12 protein-coding genes are annotated in these 15,106 nt (G+C 38.4%); 11 read left to right on the plus strand and 1 reads right to left on the minus strand.

All coding sequences use genetic code 11. From position 1 onward, the window contains the following. Positions 1 to 90: 90 nt before the first annotated feature. The gene (locus K1I97_RS03575) at positions 91 to 1,575 is read right to left on the minus strand and encodes a DUF1846 domain-containing protein (RefSeq protein WP_223331297.1); all 1,485 of its coding nucleotides are present in this window, start codon (positions 1,573 to 1,575) and stop codon (positions 91 to 93) included. Between the two features lie 152 nt (positions 1,576 to 1,727). Between K1I97_RS03575 and K1I97_RS03580 the strand changes: the two genes are divergently transcribed. From K1I97_RS03580 to K1I97_RS03630, 11 genes are all read left to right on the plus strand, one after another. After that, the gene (locus tag K1I97_RS03580; RefSeq protein WP_223331298.1) at positions 1,728 to 3,338 is read left to right on the plus strand and encodes a glycoside hydrolase family 13 protein; all 1,611 of its coding nucleotides are present in this window, start codon (positions 1,728 to 1,730) and stop codon (positions 3,336 to 3,338) included. A 169-nt stretch (positions 3,339 to 3,507) separates the two neighbouring features. Next, positions 3,508 to 5,475 (plus strand): peptide ABC transporter substrate-binding protein, encoded by a 1,968-nt coding sequence (locus tag K1I97_RS03585; RefSeq protein WP_223331299.1) that lies wholly within the window; start codon positions 3,508 to 3,510, stop codon positions 5,473 to 5,475. 149 nt (positions 5,476 to 5,624) lie between these two features. Beyond that, positions 5,625 to 7,586, plus strand: coding sequence for a peptide ABC transporter substrate-binding protein (locus K1I97_RS03590; RefSeq protein ID WP_223331300.1), 1,962 nt, complete (start codon positions 5,625 to 5,627; stop codon positions 7,584 to 7,586). A gap of 178 nt (positions 7,587 to 7,764) precedes the next feature. Beyond that, positions 7,765 to 9,210, plus strand: a complete 1,446-nt coding sequence (cpsA, locus tag K1I97_RS03595) for an LCP family glycopolymer transferase CpsA (protein ID WP_223331301.1) — start codon at positions 7,765 to 7,767, stop codon at positions 9,208 to 9,210. 1 nt (position 9,211) lies between these two features. Beyond that, entirely contained in the window at positions 9,212 to 9,943 is a 732-nt protein-coding gene (gene cps4B / locus K1I97_RS03600) for a capsular polysaccharide biosynthesis protein Cps4B (RefSeq protein ID WP_223331302.1), read from the plus strand. 8 nt (positions 9,944 to 9,951) lie between these two features. Further along, positions 9,952 to 10,644, plus strand: coding sequence for a capsular polysaccharide biosynthesis protein (locus tag K1I97_RS03605; protein ID WP_223331303.1), 693 nt, complete (start codon positions 9,952 to 9,954; stop codon positions 10,642 to 10,644). Between the two features lie 9 nt (positions 10,645 to 10,653). Beyond that, positions 10,654 to 11,337, plus strand: a complete 684-nt coding sequence (locus K1I97_RS03610) for a tyrosine-protein kinase (RefSeq protein WP_223331304.1) — start codon at positions 10,654 to 10,656, stop codon at positions 11,335 to 11,337. Positions 11,338 to 11,436: 99 nt separating this feature from the next. Then, positions 11,437 to 12,030 carry a sugar transferase gene (locus tag K1I97_RS03615; RefSeq protein WP_263284060.1) on the plus strand — a complete coding sequence of 198 codons (594 nt, stop codon included), beginning with the start codon at positions 11,437 to 11,439 and terminating at the stop codon, positions 12,028 to 12,030. A 225-nt stretch (positions 12,031 to 12,255) separates the two neighbouring features. Then, positions 12,256 to 13,050, plus strand: coding sequence for a DUF4422 domain-containing protein (locus K1I97_RS03620; RefSeq protein ID WP_223331306.1), 795 nt, complete (start codon positions 12,256 to 12,258; stop codon positions 13,048 to 13,050). Positions 13,051 to 13,158: 108 nt separating this feature from the next. Continuing rightward, positions 13,159 to 13,989 carry a LicD family protein gene (locus tag K1I97_RS03625; RefSeq protein ID WP_223331307.1) on the plus strand — a complete coding sequence of 277 codons (831 nt, stop codon included), beginning with the start codon at positions 13,159 to 13,161 and terminating at the stop codon, positions 13,987 to 13,989. A 13-nt stretch (positions 13,990 to 14,002) separates the two neighbouring features. Further along, entirely contained in the window at positions 14,003 to 15,106 is a 1,104-nt protein-coding gene (locus tag K1I97_RS03630) for a glycosyltransferase family 4 protein (protein WP_223331308.1), read from the plus strand.

Here is a 15,106-nt window from a genome sequence, read left to right on the forward strand (position 1 = left end):
CAAAAGCCTTGATATTATGCGTTTTATCTTTTATCATGTAAAGATCTACTGGATTTTTACTCAAATTGAGTTTTATCCAGCCTCGTTTATTTACTTCCGATACAAGCGATCATATTGGTAGTAAGGGTCAAATGTTACGTTGATACCTAATTTGCGAAGGACATTCTTATCTTCATCGGTCAAGATGATGGTTGAGTGGGCTTCACTTCCTTTAAGATTACCAAGTTCTTCCATGGCACGCGCAGCATCAGGATTTTCCATAGCTGTGATTGCAAGTGCAATCAAAATTTCATTTGAGTGGAGGCGAGGATTGCGGCTACCTAGATGATTAATCTTAAGGCCTTGAATTGGTTTGACAACTTCAGGCTCAATCAATTTTACTTCCTTGTCAATAGCAGCAGATTTCTTGATGGCATTGATCAAGGCGGCAGCTGTAGGACCAAAGAGTTCAGAGTTTTTACCAGTTACGATTTCCTCATTTGGCAATTCAAGGGCTAGGGCAGGGCCACCAGTTTCTTCTGCTTTTTGGCGTGCAGCAACAGCAACCTTACGATCTGCAGGTGTGATACCGAGGTCGTTCATGAGAAGTTCAATCTTCTTGACAGCAGATTCGCCAACTTTTTCAGCTTTAAAATCAAGAACAGTTTGATAGTAGCGACGGATGATTTCTTGTTTAGAAGCTTCGATAGCAGCCTCATTATCTGTAATAGCGAAGCCAACCATGTTGACACCCATGTCTGTTGGTGAAGCGTATGGAGATTCACCGAGAATGCGCTCTAACATGCGCTTGAGCACTGGGAAAATTTCAATATCACGGTTGTAGTTGACCGTTGTTTCTCCGTAGGTTTGGAGATGGAAAGGGTCAATCATGTTGACATCGTCAAGGTCTGCTGTGGCAGCTTCATAGGCCAAGTTGACTGGATGATGAAGGGGCAGGTTCCAGACAGGGAAGGTTTCAAATTTAGCGTAACCAGACTTGATGCCATTGAGTTGGTCGTGGTACATATTGGACATACAAGTAGCCAATTTTCCAGAACCAGGTCCAGGAGCGGTTACGACAATCAAGTTGCGACTGGTTTTGATGTAGTCGTTTTTTCCCATGCCTTCTGGAGAAATGATGTGATCCATATCAGTCGGATATCCTTTGATTGGATAATGAAGATAAGAATCAATCCCGTTTTTTTCAAGTTGGTTGCGGAAGGCATCTGCAGCAGGTTGACCAGCGTACTGTGTGATGACAACCGAACCAACAAAAATTCCCAACTCATTGAATTTGTCAATCAAACGAAGAACTTCTTGGTCATAAGAAATGCCTAGGTCGCCACGTGCTTTGGAATGCTCGATATTGCTAGCGTTAATGGCAATCACAACCTCAACCTGCTCTTTCAATTCTTGCAAGAGCTTGATTTTGTTGTCAGGCTCATAACCAGGAAGGACTCGGGCAGCGTGGAAATCTTCTAACATTTTGCCACCAAACTCCAAATAGAGCTTGCCGTCAAATTGGTTGATGCGCTCCAAGATGTGGTCGCGTTGCAGATTCAAATATTGTTCAGAACTAAAAGCTTGTTTTTTCATTTTTTTACCTCTGACCTCTATTATAATAAAAAATTGGAAGATAGGAAACTACGGAGTCAAAAAAGAAATCAAAAAGATTAGGCAAACGCTTGCACTAAGTTTAAAAAAGCGCTATCATAGACTATAGAATATTAAAATAATGAGGTAAGAAGATGCAAGAAAAATGGTGGCACAATGCCGTAGTCTATCAAGTCTATCCAAAGAGTTTTATGGACAGCAACGGAGATGGGATTGGCGATTTACCGGGAATTACCAGTAAATTAGACTATCTAGCTAAGTTAGGAATCACAGCGATTTGGCTTTCTCCCGTTTATGACAGCCCTATGGACGATAATGGCTATGATATTGCTGATTATCAAGCCATTGCAGCTATTTTCGGAACCATGGAGGATATGGATCAATTGATCGCGGAAGCTAAGAAACGAGACATTCGAATTATCATGGACTTGGTGGTCAATCATACCTCAGATGAGCATGCCTGGTTTGTCGAGGCCCGTGAAAATCCTGATAGCCCTGAACGAGACTACTATATCTGGCGAGATGAGCCCAATGATTTGGAGTCTATCTTTAGTGGGTCTGCTTGGGAATACGATGAAAAATCTGGTCAATACTATCTCCACTTTTTCAGCAAGAAACAGCCTGATCTCAACTGGGAGAATGAAAAACTGCGCCAGAAAATTTATGAGATGATGAACTTCTGGATTGATAAAGGCATTGGCGGTTTCCGTATGGATGTCATTGACATGATTGGGAAAATTCCTGATGAGAAGGTAGTCAATAATGGTCCTATGCTCCACCCTTATCTCAAGGAAATGAATCAGGCAACCTTTGGAGATAAGAATCTCTTGACAGTAGGAGAGACCTGGGGAGCAACGCCAGAGATTGCTAAGCTCTACTCGGATCCAAAGGGACAAGAATTGTCTATGGTCTTCCAGTTTGAACACATCTGTCTTCAGTATCAGGAAGGGCAACCTAAGTGGCATTATCAAAAAGAATTAAATGTAGGGAAATTAAAAGAAATTTTCAACAAATGGCAGACAGAGTTAGGAGTTGAAGACGGCTGGAATTCCCTCTTCTGGAACAATCATGACCTCCCTCGTATTGTCTCTATCTGGGGAAATGACCAAGAATACCGTGAAAAATCCGCCAAAGCCTTTGCAATCTTGCTTCATCTCATGAGAGGGACACCTTATATTTACCAAGGTGAGGAGATTGGGCTGACAAACTATCCGTTTGAAACACTGGATCAAGTAGAAGATATTGAATCCCTCAACTATGCGCGTGAGGCTCTTGAAAAAGGCGTTCCGCTAGAGGAGATTATGGACAGCATCCGTGTCATCGGTCGTGATAATGCACGTACTCCGATGCAATGGGATGAAAGCAAAAATGCTGGCTTCTCAACAGGTCAACCTTGGTTGGCAGTTAATCCAAACTACCAAGAAATCAACGTTCAAGAAGCACTGGAAAATCCAGATTCTATTTTCTATACCTATCAGAAGCTGGTTCAAATCCGTAAGGAAAATAGCTGGCTGATTCGAGCTGATTTTGAATTGCTTGATACGGCTGATAAGGTCTTTGCTTATATCCGTAAGGACGGTGACCGCCGTTTCTTAGTTGTGGCTAACTTGTCCAATGAAAAACAAAACTTTGCAGTAGAAGGAAAAGTTAAATCAATCTTGATTGAAAACACTACTACTAAAGAAGCAGTTGAAAAACAGGTCTTGGCTCCATGGGATGCTTTCTGTGTGGAACTAACGGATTAAAATAAGGGAACCTCAAGTCTTTGATGCTTGAGGTTTTTTTACTAAAAATTATGTAGAAAAGTCTTTAAAAAATATTTGTTAGAATTTTCTAAAAAATCTGTCGAAAGTCCTTGCTTTTATGAAAAAATAGGGTATAATGGTGAAAACACTATCTTTAAGGAGATTACTTATGAAATCGAAAAAGTGGCTCTTAGGAGCAGGTGCTGTTTTGAGTGCAGCCCTACTGTTAACTGCTTGTGGGCAAAGTGAAAAGAAGGCTGATGCTCCCAAGACATTCTCTTATGTCTACGCTATGGATCCATCATCTTTGGACTACAGTGTGACGAGCAAGAGCTCAACCTCTGACGTTATAGCGAACGTTGTCGATGGCCTTTTGGAAAATGACAAGTATGGAAACTTAATTCCATCACTTGCAGAAGACTGGTCTGTTTCTAAAGATGGCTTGACCTATACCTACAAACTTCGTAAGGGTGTAAAATGGTATACTTCTGATGGAGAAGAATACGCTGAAGTCAAGGCTCAAGACTTTGTTACGGGTCTGAAACACGCAGCTGACGGTAAATCAGATGGCTTATCCCTCCTTCAAGACTCTATCAAAGGTTTGGCAGAGTATGTTAGTGGTGAGAGCAATGATTTCTCTACTGTAGGAGTTAAGGCTGTTGATGATTACACGGTAGAATATACGCTCAACAAACCAGAAAGTTTCTGGAACTCTAAGGTCACAACTGCAACCATGCTCCCAGTAAATGAAGAGTTTTTGAATTCTAAAGGGAGCGACTACGGTGCGCCAACACCATCAAGCATTCTTTATAACGGTCCTTATTTCTTGAAATCATTGACTTCAAAATCAGTCATTGAATATGAAAAGAATCCAAATTACTGGGATAAGGACAATGTTAAGATCGACAATATTAAACTAACCTTCTACGATGGATCAGACCAAGAATCTTTGATTCGCAGCTTTACACAAGGTGCCTATACAACAGCTCGTCTCTTCCCAACAAGCTCAAACTTTGAATCAACTAAAAAAGAGTACGGCGATAAGATTGTCTACAGTCCACAAGAAGCGACAAGCTACTACCTTACTGTTAACGTAAACCGCCAATCTTACAATAAAACAGCTAAAACAGACGAAGCTCAAAAAACTTCAACGAAAGAAGCTCTTCTTAACAAGAACTTCCGTCAGGCGCTGAACTTTGCCCTTGACCGTCACTCTTACACTGCTCAGTTGAATGGTGAAGAAGGTGCGGACAAGATTATCCGTAACAGCCTGGTGCCTCATGACTACGTTCAAGTGGGTGAAAAAACCTTTGGAGAGTTGGCTCAGGCAGAGCTCGTTTCTTATGGTGACCAGTGGAAAGATGTAGCTCTTACAGATGGCAAGGATACGATTTACAGTCCTGAAAAAGCTAAGGCAGCCTTTGCTAAAGCCAAGACAGAATTGCAAGCCAAGGGGGTTACCTTCCCAATCCATTTGGACATTCCCGTTGAACAAACAGATGTAATCGCGGTTCAACAAACCAACTCACTCAAACAGTCTATCGAATCATCACTTGGTACGGAGAATGTCATTGTCGATGTCCTTCAAATGACCGATAATGAAAAAATGAGTATCACTTCTCAAGCTAAGGTTCCAGCACAAAAAGACTATGACTTGAATGGAACTGGTTGGGGACCAGACTATCAAGATCCAGCTACCTACCTCAATATTCTTGATGCCAAGAAGGGTTCTGCCCTTAAGCACTTGGGTATCACTCGTGGCAAAGATCCAGAAGTGATGGCTCAAGTTGGTCTGGATGAATACAAGAAACTCTTGGATGATGCCGCAGCTGAAACAAGTGATCTCAATAAGCGTTATGAGAAATACGCTAAAGCGCAAGCCTGGGTATCTGATAGTTCGCTCTTGATCCCAGTTGCTTCTTCAGGTGGTTCTCCAACTGTTAGCCGTACTGTACCATTTACAAAAGCTTACTCTCAAGTCGGAATCAAGGGAGATCCATTTGTCTTCAAAGGTTTGGAGTTGCAAAATGATGTTGTGACTACAAAAGAATACGAAGAAGCTCTCAAGAAATGGCAGAAAGAAAAAATTGAAACAAATGCCAAATACCAAAAAGAACTTGAAAAACATGTCAAGTAATCTATAAATAGAAAAGGAAGTTGTAGGAAATCTCTACTTCCTTTTTTGTTTTTGAGACACCAGTCGTCGTAAAAGTAGTAACTTTACATTTTTGAATAAATTTGATAAAATATAGTTATGTTATAAAAAGTGACATAAAGGAGTGGATGATGATCAAAATGAAAAAAAGACTAATCGGGACAGGTCTTGTCCTAGCTACAGGGATTTTACTGACAGCTTGTGGACAGTCCAACTCAGATACAAGTACCTTCTCATCAACATTTAGTGCAAATCCGACGACATTTAACTATCTTTTAGACTATTATGCAGATAATACTGCCGTTATTACCAATCTTGTGGATGGTTTGCTAGAAAATGATAGTTATGGAAATCTAACGCCAGCTTTAGCTGAAGATTGGTCAGTTTCGGCGGATGGTTTAACCTATACCTATAAACTCAGAAAAGATGCCAAGTGGTACACTGCTGATGGAGAAGAGTACGCCCCAGTAAAAGCTCAAGACTTTGTCACTGGGATTAAGTATGCTGCGGACAACAAGGGTCAAGCCATGGATCTCATCCAAAACTCTATCAAGGGATTGAATGACTATGTGACAGGTGCGACCAATGACTTCACAACAGTTGGTGTGAAAGCCTTGGATGACTATACGGTTGAGTACACTTTGACTCGACCAGAGCCATACTGGAACTCAAAGACAACCAACAGCATTCTTTTCCCGGTTAACGAAGAGTTCTTGAAATCAAAGGATAAAGAATTTGGAACCTTGACACCAAACAGTATCCTTTACAATGGACCTTACTTGTTAAAAGATTTCACATCAAAATCTTCCATCGAGTATGTGAAGAACCCGCACTATTATGATCATGATAAAGTGACCATTGAAAAAGTTAAGTTAGCCTACTTTGATGGCTCAGATCAGGAGATGACCATTCGTAACTTTGAAAGTGGTGCCTATACGCTTGCGGGAGTCTATCCAAATAGTTCCAACTATGCCAAGACAAAAGAAAAATACCAAGATAATATCGTTTATAGCTTACAAGACAAGACGTCTTGGTACTTCAACTTTAACGTTAACCGTAAAGCCTATAACCATACTGCTAAAACAACGGATGAACAAAAGAAATCAACGCAAACAGCGATTTTAAATAAAAACTTCCGTCAGGCTATCAACTTTGGTATTGATCGTACAGCCTACTCGGCTCAATCTAACGGTGAAGAAGCGGCTAGCAAGACCCTTCGTAATACTCTAGTTCCCCCAACTTTTGTCCAGATTGGAGATAAGACCTTTGGAGAAGTGACAGCTTCTAAGCTTGTCAACTACGGAACAGAGTGGTCAGGCATCAACTTGGCGGATGCCCAAGATGCCTACTTCAACAAGGAAAAGGCCCAAGCCAAGTTTGCAGAAGCTAAAAAGGAATTGGAAGCCCAAGGGGTGACCTTCCCGATTCATTTGGACGTCCCAGTTGACCAAACCAATAAAAATGCAGTTTCTGGTATGAATTCGGTTAAACAGACGCTTGAAACAGTATTAGGTTCTGATAATGTTGTCATTGATGTTCAGCAACTTTCAACGGATGACTTTGGGAATGTCGCTTTCCTAGCACCAAATCCAGCAGCTCGTGATTACGATTTGAACTTTGATGGCTGGGTTGGTGATTACCAGGATCCATCAACTTATCTAGATCCCTTCAATGCTGAAAGTGGCTTCTATCTCAAGATTTTTGGTCTTGATGCCAAGGAAGACCAAGAACTTATCAAGAGTCTAGGACTTGATACCTATACGAAACTTCTGAAAGAAGCAGACGCTGAGAACAAAGATGTCGCTAAGCGTTATGAAAAATATGCTGAAGCTCAAGCTTGGATGATTGACAATTCTCTAGTTATGTCTGCTATGTCAAATGGTGGGACAGCCTCTGTAACCAAAGTAACTCCCTTTACACGTGCCTACTCTCTAGTGGGAATCAAGGGTGACGGAAATAATTATAAGTACATGAGACTCCAAAAAGAGCCTGTTACCAAGAAACAATTTGACGAAGCAAAGGCTAAGTGGGAAGAAGAAAGTAAAAAGACTATTGAAAAGAGTCAAAAAGAATTTGAAAATCATATCAAATAAAAAGTTGAAATAAGATCTCTTGCAAGGGATCTTATTTTTCTTGTCGAGACTCTCTATATTGAATCGTCTAATCGGAAGCTACACATAGAAATAAAAACGCTTAACTCGACCGAATGAATGGAATTTATCTTGTATCTATGATATAATGATTCTAACTATTGACGTATAGAGGAGTATCATGAGTAGACCTTCAAAGAGAGCTCGTTCGGGCAACATGAAGCGCAATATTAATATATTTTTGCTAACCATTTATCTGATTTTGGGTGGTTTTTTGTTGTTTCTAATCTTTCGACACAACATACTTGCGTTCAGATATCTTAATTTAGTCGCAGCAGTCTTAGTTTTAATGGTAGCTGTTATCAGTTTTCTTCTGATTTTTTATAAAAAAGCTGAGAAGTTCACCATTTTTCTATTGATTTTGTCTATTCTTATAGGGTCTGTTTCTTTATTTACAGTCCAACAATTTATTGGCTTAACCAATCGTTTGAATGCGACATCTAATTATTCAGAGTATTCGATTAGTGTTGTGGTTTTGAAAGACAGCGATATCAATAATGTTAGCCAGTTAGACAGTGTTATGGCTCCAACCGAAACGGATAATGAAAATATTCAAAAATTACTTACAGATATTAAATCAAATCAAGGTAAGGATTTGACAGTAGAGCAGAGTGCTTCTTATCTAGCGGCTTATAAGAGCCTGCTTGCAGGTGACACAAAGGCGATTGTTTTAAATAGTGTCTTTGAAAATATCATTGAATCAGAATATCCTGACTATGCTGCAAAAATCAAAAAAATTTATACCAAGGAGCTGACTAAAAAAGTGGCTGCTCCGAAGGCAACCAAGAATCAATCGTTTAACATTTATGTGAGTGGAATTGATACCTACGGTCCGATTAGTTCGGTTTCGCGATCAGACGTCAATATCCTGATGACCGTCAATCGCGACACCAAAAAAATCCTTTTGACAACAACGCCACGTGATTCCTATGTTCCGATTGCAGATGGGGGCAACAACCAAAAGGATAAGTTGACCCACGCAGGAATCTATGGAGTGGATGCTTCTATCCACACTTTGGAAAATCTCTATGGTCTAGATATTAACTATTACGTTCGCTTGAATTTTACATCATTTCTGAAATTGATTGACCTTTTAGGTGGAATTGATGTTTATAATGATCAAGAATTTACAGCCCACACTAATGGAAAGTATTATCCTGTTGGCAATGTGCATCTTGACTCAGAACAAGCTCTTGGTTTTGTTCGAGAACGCTATTCTCTAGCAGATGGTGACCGAGATCGTGGACGCAATCAGCAAAAAGTGATTGTGGCCATTATTCAAAAATTGACCTCAACTGAAGCCTTGAAAAATTATGATCATATCATTCAAGGCCTACAAGACTCTCTCCAAACCAATATGCCACTTGAGACCATGATGGACTTGGTCAATGCACAGTTGGAGAGTGGTGGCAACTATAAGGTCAACTCTCAAGACCTAAAAGGAACAGGTCGAATGGATCTTCCTTCTTATGCCATGCCAGATAGTAACCTCTACATGATGGAAATTGATGATAGTAGCTTAGCTGCTGTCAAGTCGGCAATTCAAGATGTGATGGAGGGTAGATGAGATGATTGATATTCATTCGCACATAGTCTTTGATGTAGATGATGGACCAAAATCAAGAGAAGAAAGCAAGGCTCTCTTGGCAGAAGCTTATCATCAGGGAGTACGGATGATTGTTTCCACCTCCCACCGACGCAAAGGAATGTTTGAGACTCCAGAAGAGAAAATAGCTATCAATTTTCGTCAGGTACAGGAACTTGCAAAGGAAGTAGCAGATGATTTAGTTATTGCCTATGGTGCAGAGATTTATTATACACCAGACGTCCTGGATAAACTTGAAAATAAACAGGTCCCTACCCTTAATGCTAGTCATTATGCTTTGATAGAGTTTAGTATGAATACCCCTTATCGCGATATTCATAGTGCCTTAAGCAAAATCTTGATGTTGGGTATTACCCCAGTCATTGCCCATATCGAGCGCTATGATGCTCTGGAAAATAATGAGAAACGTGTTCGAGAGTTGATTGATATGGGCTGTTATACGCAAGTAAATAGCGCGCATGTTCTCAAACCTAAGCTTTTCGGAGAACACTATAAATTCATGAAAAAAAGAGCTCAGTATTTTTTAGAGCAGGATTTGGTTCATGTGATTGCAAGTGATATGCACAATTTAGATGGCAGACCTCCTCGCATGGCAGAAGCATATGACCTTATTGCCCAAAAATACGGAGAAGCGAAGGCTCAGGAACTCTTTATAGACAACCCTCGAAAAATTGTAATGGATCAACTAATTTAGGAGAAGTAATGAAAGAACAAAATACTATGGAAATTGATGTATTTCAATTGCTAAATACATTGTGGAAACGGAAATTGATTATTGCTTTGGTGGCTATTGTAACAGGAACAGTTGCCTTTGCATATAGCAAATTTATTATAAAACCAGAATATACTAGCACTACGCGTATTTATGTGGTCAACCGAAACCAGGGAGATAAGCCGGGATTGACAAATCAGGATTTGCAGGCAGGGTCTTATCTTGTTAAAGACTATCGTGAGATCATCCTTTCCCAAGATGTGCTAGAAAAGGTTGTAACCGACTTGAAACTAAATATGTCAACAAAGGGTCTTGCTAGTAAAGTACAAGTGACTGTGCCAGTTGATACACGTATCGTATCTATTTCTGTTAAAGACAAACAGCCAGAGGAAGCTAGCCGTATCGCTAACTCTCTGCGTGAGGTTGCTGCTCAAAAAATCATTAACGTAACTCGTGTATCTGATGTGACAACGCTTGAGGAAGCACGTCCAGCTACCTCCCCTTCATCACCTAACATTCGCCGTAACACTTTAGTAGGCTTTCTCGGAGGCTTAGGTGTTGTAGTTGTCGTTGTTCTGTTGATTGAGTTACTTGATGTTCGTGTCAAACGACCAGAAGATATCGAAGACGTCATGCAAATTCCACTTTTAGGAGTTATTCCAAATCTGGATAAATTGAAATAGGAGAGAATGATGCCAACATTAGAAATTACACAGAAAAAATTGGAGCTTGTAAAAAAAGCAGAAGAATATTATAATGCCCTGCGTACAAATATACAACTAAGTGGAGATAATTTGAAAGTCATCTCCATTACTTCAGTTAAACCAGGTGAAGGAAAGTCTACAACTTCTACCAATCTTGCTTGGGCCTTTGCGCGTGCAGGTTATAAAACTCTCCTAATTGATGCGGATATTCGTAATTCAGTCATGTCGGGGGTCTTTAGATCACGAGATAAGATTACAGGCCTAACCGAGTTTTTATCAGGTACGACAGACTTATCACAAGGGCTATGTGATACCAATGTTGAAAATCTCTTTGTGATTCAGGCGGGTTCTATATCACCGAATCCTACAGCCCTTTTACAAAGTGAAAATTTTAGAACAATGCTAGATACCTTGCGTAAATATTTTGACTATATCATCGTGGATACAGCTCCTGTAGGTATCGTCATTGATGCAGTCATTGTGACGCAGAAATGTGATGCATCTGTTTTGGTTACAGCAGTTGGTGAAACAAATCGTCGCGATGTTCAAAAAGCAAAAGAGCAATTGGAACAAACAGGAAAGCCATTTTTGGGTGTTGTCTTAAATAAATTGAATATCTCAGCGGAGAAATATTCTTCTTATGGAGGATATGGGAACTATGGAAAGAAATAAATAGTCTTGCAGTGCTAGGATTATTTTAGATGATTATTATGGGAGGGGGAGTTTAAGGTGAAACAAAATAGTATCGTCTATATTGGCTTTAAAAGAGTTATGGATGTTCTTATTGGTTTGTTTGGAACAATATTCATAGTCCTACCTAGCGCTTTTATAATTTATATAATCTATAAAATAAAAGGTTATAAAGGAAGCATATTCTTTACACAATATAGAGTAGGGCTAAGAGGAAAGAAATTTAAAATTATTAAATTTAGATCAATGGTTGAAAATGCTGAGGAAGTTTTGGCCTCAAATAAAGAACTCTATGAAAAATATATAAATAATAGTTACAAATTACCTCCAAATGAGGATCCTCGTCTTACCAATATCGGAGATTTTATCAGGAAAACGAGCATTGATGAAATTCCTCAATTTATAAACTTATTGCTGGGTGATATGAGTCTTATTGGACCTAGACCAATTTTGGAGAATGAGTTAGAGGAGTACTCCAAGGAAGAGCAACAAATTTTATTGTCTGTACGACCGGGGATTACAGGAATGTGGCAAGTTTCTGGTAGGAGCGAAGTATATTATCCTGAACGTTGTGAAATGGAGTTGTACTATCCCAGAAATCAATCTTTTTTGTTAGATATCAAAATTTTCTTTTTGACGATAAAAAAAGTAATGTCTGGAGAAGGTGCCCATTAATATATGTGCCAAATCATCTAGCATGAAATTGATAGAGAGATAAGGTTGAATACGAATAACAGTTTTTGGCTATTCGTATTCATTTTTTCAAGCGAAGGAAATAGGATGAGTAAGCGAATTTATTCTAGTATTCTCTTTACTTGAAAAAATGGATGGAGATTCGATTGAAAAAATTGTCCAACGCCAACGAGGCAGGAATTAAGAAATTGGAGTTAGGGTATACAAATGTCAAAAAAGTACAAAATTATAGTTGCAACACACAAAAGATTTCAAATGCCAGAGGATAAGGAGCTGTACATTCCTGTTCAGGTTGGCAGTGAAGGAAAGGAAAATTTAGGCTATCAGCCAGACAATCAAGGTGATCATATTTCACATCTCAACCCTTATTATTGTGAATTGACAGGACTATATTGGGCTTGGAAAAATTTGGACTGTGATTACCTAGGATTAGTTCATTACCGACGTTATTTTACAGACAAAAAGCGTCCTTACCAGGATAAGATAAATATGAATGAAGTGATCCTATCGGCAGATCAAGTTAAGGAATTTATGTCTGAAGCGGACGTCGTTGTTCCTAAAAAGAGAAAATATTATATAGAGACTCTCTATTCACATTATGCACATACTCATGATTCTAGTCATTTAGATACAACGCGTGAAATCATAAAAGAAATCGCACCAGAGTATCTAGAAACATTTGATAAGGTGATGGATGGCCGTAGTGGCCATATGTTCAATATGTTTATCATGTCCAAAGAAAATGTGTCATCTTATTGTGAGTGGTTGTTCCCTATCATTGATGAGTTGTACAGAAGATTGGATATCACAGGCTACTCTGCTTTTGATGCAAGACTGTTTGGACGTGTCAGTGAGCGCCTTTTTAATGTTTGGTTAGACTACCAAAATCTACGTGTTAAAGAAATTCCATTTATGTATATGGAAAAAGTGAATTTATTTGAGAAGGGCAAATCCTTCTTGAAAGCGAAGTATTTCGGAAAAAAATATGGACAGAGTTTTTAGAGCTTACTAAGTAACTTTCAAGTTTTAAACTAATATTAAAATTATTTAATTTAACTATCATTGGGCGTTGTGAAACGAAGAACTCACCCTTAGTTTAGGAGGACAAGTATGTCAGATATAAAAATTATTCAAGATAAAATCCTGTCTATCTTGAAAGAATTTATTAACATTTGTGAAGAAAATAATTTGACTTACTATGCTCTAGGGGGAACATTGCTTGGAGCAGTACGTCACAAAGGATTTATCCCTTGGGATGATGATATTGATATTGGCATGCCAAGAGAAGATTACGAAAAGTTTAAGAAAGTAGCTCCCAATTTCCTGCCGAACAATTATAAATTTTTAAGTGAAGACACCGCTAATTATAAAAAAGCTTTCTCTGTAATCCGGGATGATTCAACGAAAATCATAATGAATTATAGTAAAGAAGAATTGGTGGAGAGTTTGTGGATAGATATTTTTCCACTTGACGGGATGCCTGCTGCCCCAATTAAGAGAAAAATTCATGAGTATAGATACTTATACAGACGGATGATGGTTCAACTTTCTCAGTTTAATAGTCTAGTGAATCAGAAGAAAGAAGATCGCCCCTTAGTTGAAAAATTAATTATTATCTTTGCAAACATAGTTAAAATTGAGAAAGTACTTTCTTTTGATTGGGCGCAAAAAAGATATTTAAAGGCTATTAAAAGATATTCATTTAATGAGGCTTTTTCTGGAAACTATACAGGGGCATATAAATTAAGAGAGATTGTGCCTTCTGATTATTTTGGAGAACCAGTCTTATTAAAATTTGAAGAAATTGACTTGAGTTGTCCTCGTAGATATAAAGAATATTTGACAGCTATCTATGGAGAAAATTACATGCAATTACCTCCTGAAGAAAAGAGAGTCCAGCACCACTATAAAATAATATCGCTTGGTGAGAAAGAAGGATAAGAGTAGTTGAAATATGAAAAAAATTGCTTTAGTGAAATGGATTTTGGATGAGTCTGGTGGTGGGGAGCGAGTGGCTGTATCCTTGGCCAACGAACTTACAAAAAAGTATGAAGTTCATTTGATTGGAATTACTACAAAACAATCAGACCTGTTCTTTAAAATCAATTCTCAAGTAAAATACTCCAATTTTTTTGACCATCGAGTACGCTTGTCTAAGAATATTCTAAAAATCTCAAAAATGTTAAAAAAATATTTCATAGATAATGAGATAGAGGTCGCCTTTGGGATAGGGATATCCGCTAATGTATTTTTATCTTTGTCAGGAATAGGAATTTCTACTAAAGTAGTTTTGTGTGATCATACCAATTCAATTACGGATAATAGAGAATTTTCTCAGAAAGTCCAAAGATATGTTGGGACAAAGTTGGCAGACAAGATTATTACTCTTACTCAGGAAGATCGTCAAAATTATATAAAAAAATATGGAATTTCTGAAGAAATTATCGAATATATCTATAATTGGAAAGAAAATATACCTTCAGACACTTTAAGTTATAATAAAGAATCAACCAAAATTGTTACGGTGGGTCGTTTTGATTACCAAAAAGGATATGATTATCTTGTTCAGGTTGCGAAAAAGGTTTTGTCTGAGAAGTCAGGCTGGACTTGGGAAATCTATGGATCCGGCAATCAGGATGAAGTAGACAAAATCAGAGATTTAATCAACGAAAATGATTTGCAAGACAGGTTAGTCATAAAAGGACTCGAAAAAAATCAGGATTTGATTTATGGAGATAAAGGAATTTATGTCATGACTTCTCGCTATGAGGGCTTACCTTTAGTCCTATTAGAAGCACAACAATACAATCTTCCTATTGTTAGCTTCAGATGTCCAACGGGACCTAGTGAGATTGTTGAAGATGGAGTCAATGGATTTTTGATTGATTGCTATGACGTGGATCAGATGAGTGAGAAATTGCTTGAATTGATGAAAAATGATGATTTGCGACAATCTTTCTCAGAACATGCCAAAGACAATATGGATAAATTTGATAAAAATAAAATTCTTAATCAGTGGATATATTTAATAGAAGAAATAGGAGCGGATAATCGTTAA

This window comes from Streptococcus oralis, assembly GCF_019929345.1.
Lineage (GTDB): Bacteria > Bacillota > Bacilli > Lactobacillales > Streptococcaceae > Streptococcus.

Bases quoted from the DNA above. Each gene is read 5' to 3' on its own strand.
- K1I97_RS03575 (WP_223331297.1), bottom strand. From the start codon at position 1,575: ATGAAAAAACAAGCTTTTAGTTCTGAACAATATTTGAATCTGCAACGC.
- K1I97_RS03580 (WP_223331298.1), top strand. From the start codon at position 1,728: ATGCAAGAAAAATGGTGGCACAATGCCGTAGTCTATCAAGTCTATCCA.
- K1I97_RS03585 (WP_223331299.1), top strand. From the start codon at position 3,508: ATGAAATCGAAAAAGTGGCTCTTAGGAGCAGGTGCTGTTTTGAGTGCA.
- K1I97_RS03590 (WP_223331300.1), top strand. From the start codon at position 5,625: ATGATCAAAATGAAAAAAAGACTAATCGGGACAGGTCTTGTCCTAGCT.
- cpsA (WP_223331301.1), top strand. From the start codon at position 7,765: ATGAGTAGACCTTCAAAGAGAGCTCGTTCGGGCAACATGAAGCGCAAT.
- cps4B (WP_223331302.1), top strand. From the start codon at position 9,212: ATGATTGATATTCATTCGCACATAGTCTTTGATGTAGATGATGGACCA.
- K1I97_RS03605 (WP_223331303.1), top strand. From the start codon at position 9,952: ATGAAAGAACAAAATACTATGGAAATTGATGTATTTCAATTGCTAAAT.
- K1I97_RS03610 (WP_223331304.1), top strand. From the start codon at position 10,654: ATGCCAACATTAGAAATTACACAGAAAAAATTGGAGCTTGTAAAAAAA.
- K1I97_RS03615 (WP_263284060.1), top strand. From the start codon at position 11,437: ATGGATGTTCTTATTGGTTTGTTTGGAACAATATTCATAGTCCTACCT.
- K1I97_RS03620 (WP_223331306.1), top strand. From the start codon at position 12,256: ATGTCAAAAAAGTACAAAATTATAGTTGCAACACACAAAAGATTTCAA.
- K1I97_RS03625 (WP_223331307.1), top strand. From the start codon at position 13,159: ATGTCAGATATAAAAATTATTCAAGATAAAATCCTGTCTATCTTGAAA.
- K1I97_RS03630 (WP_223331308.1), top strand. From the start codon at position 14,003: ATGAAAAAAATTGCTTTAGTGAAATGGATTTTGGATGAGTCTGGTGGT.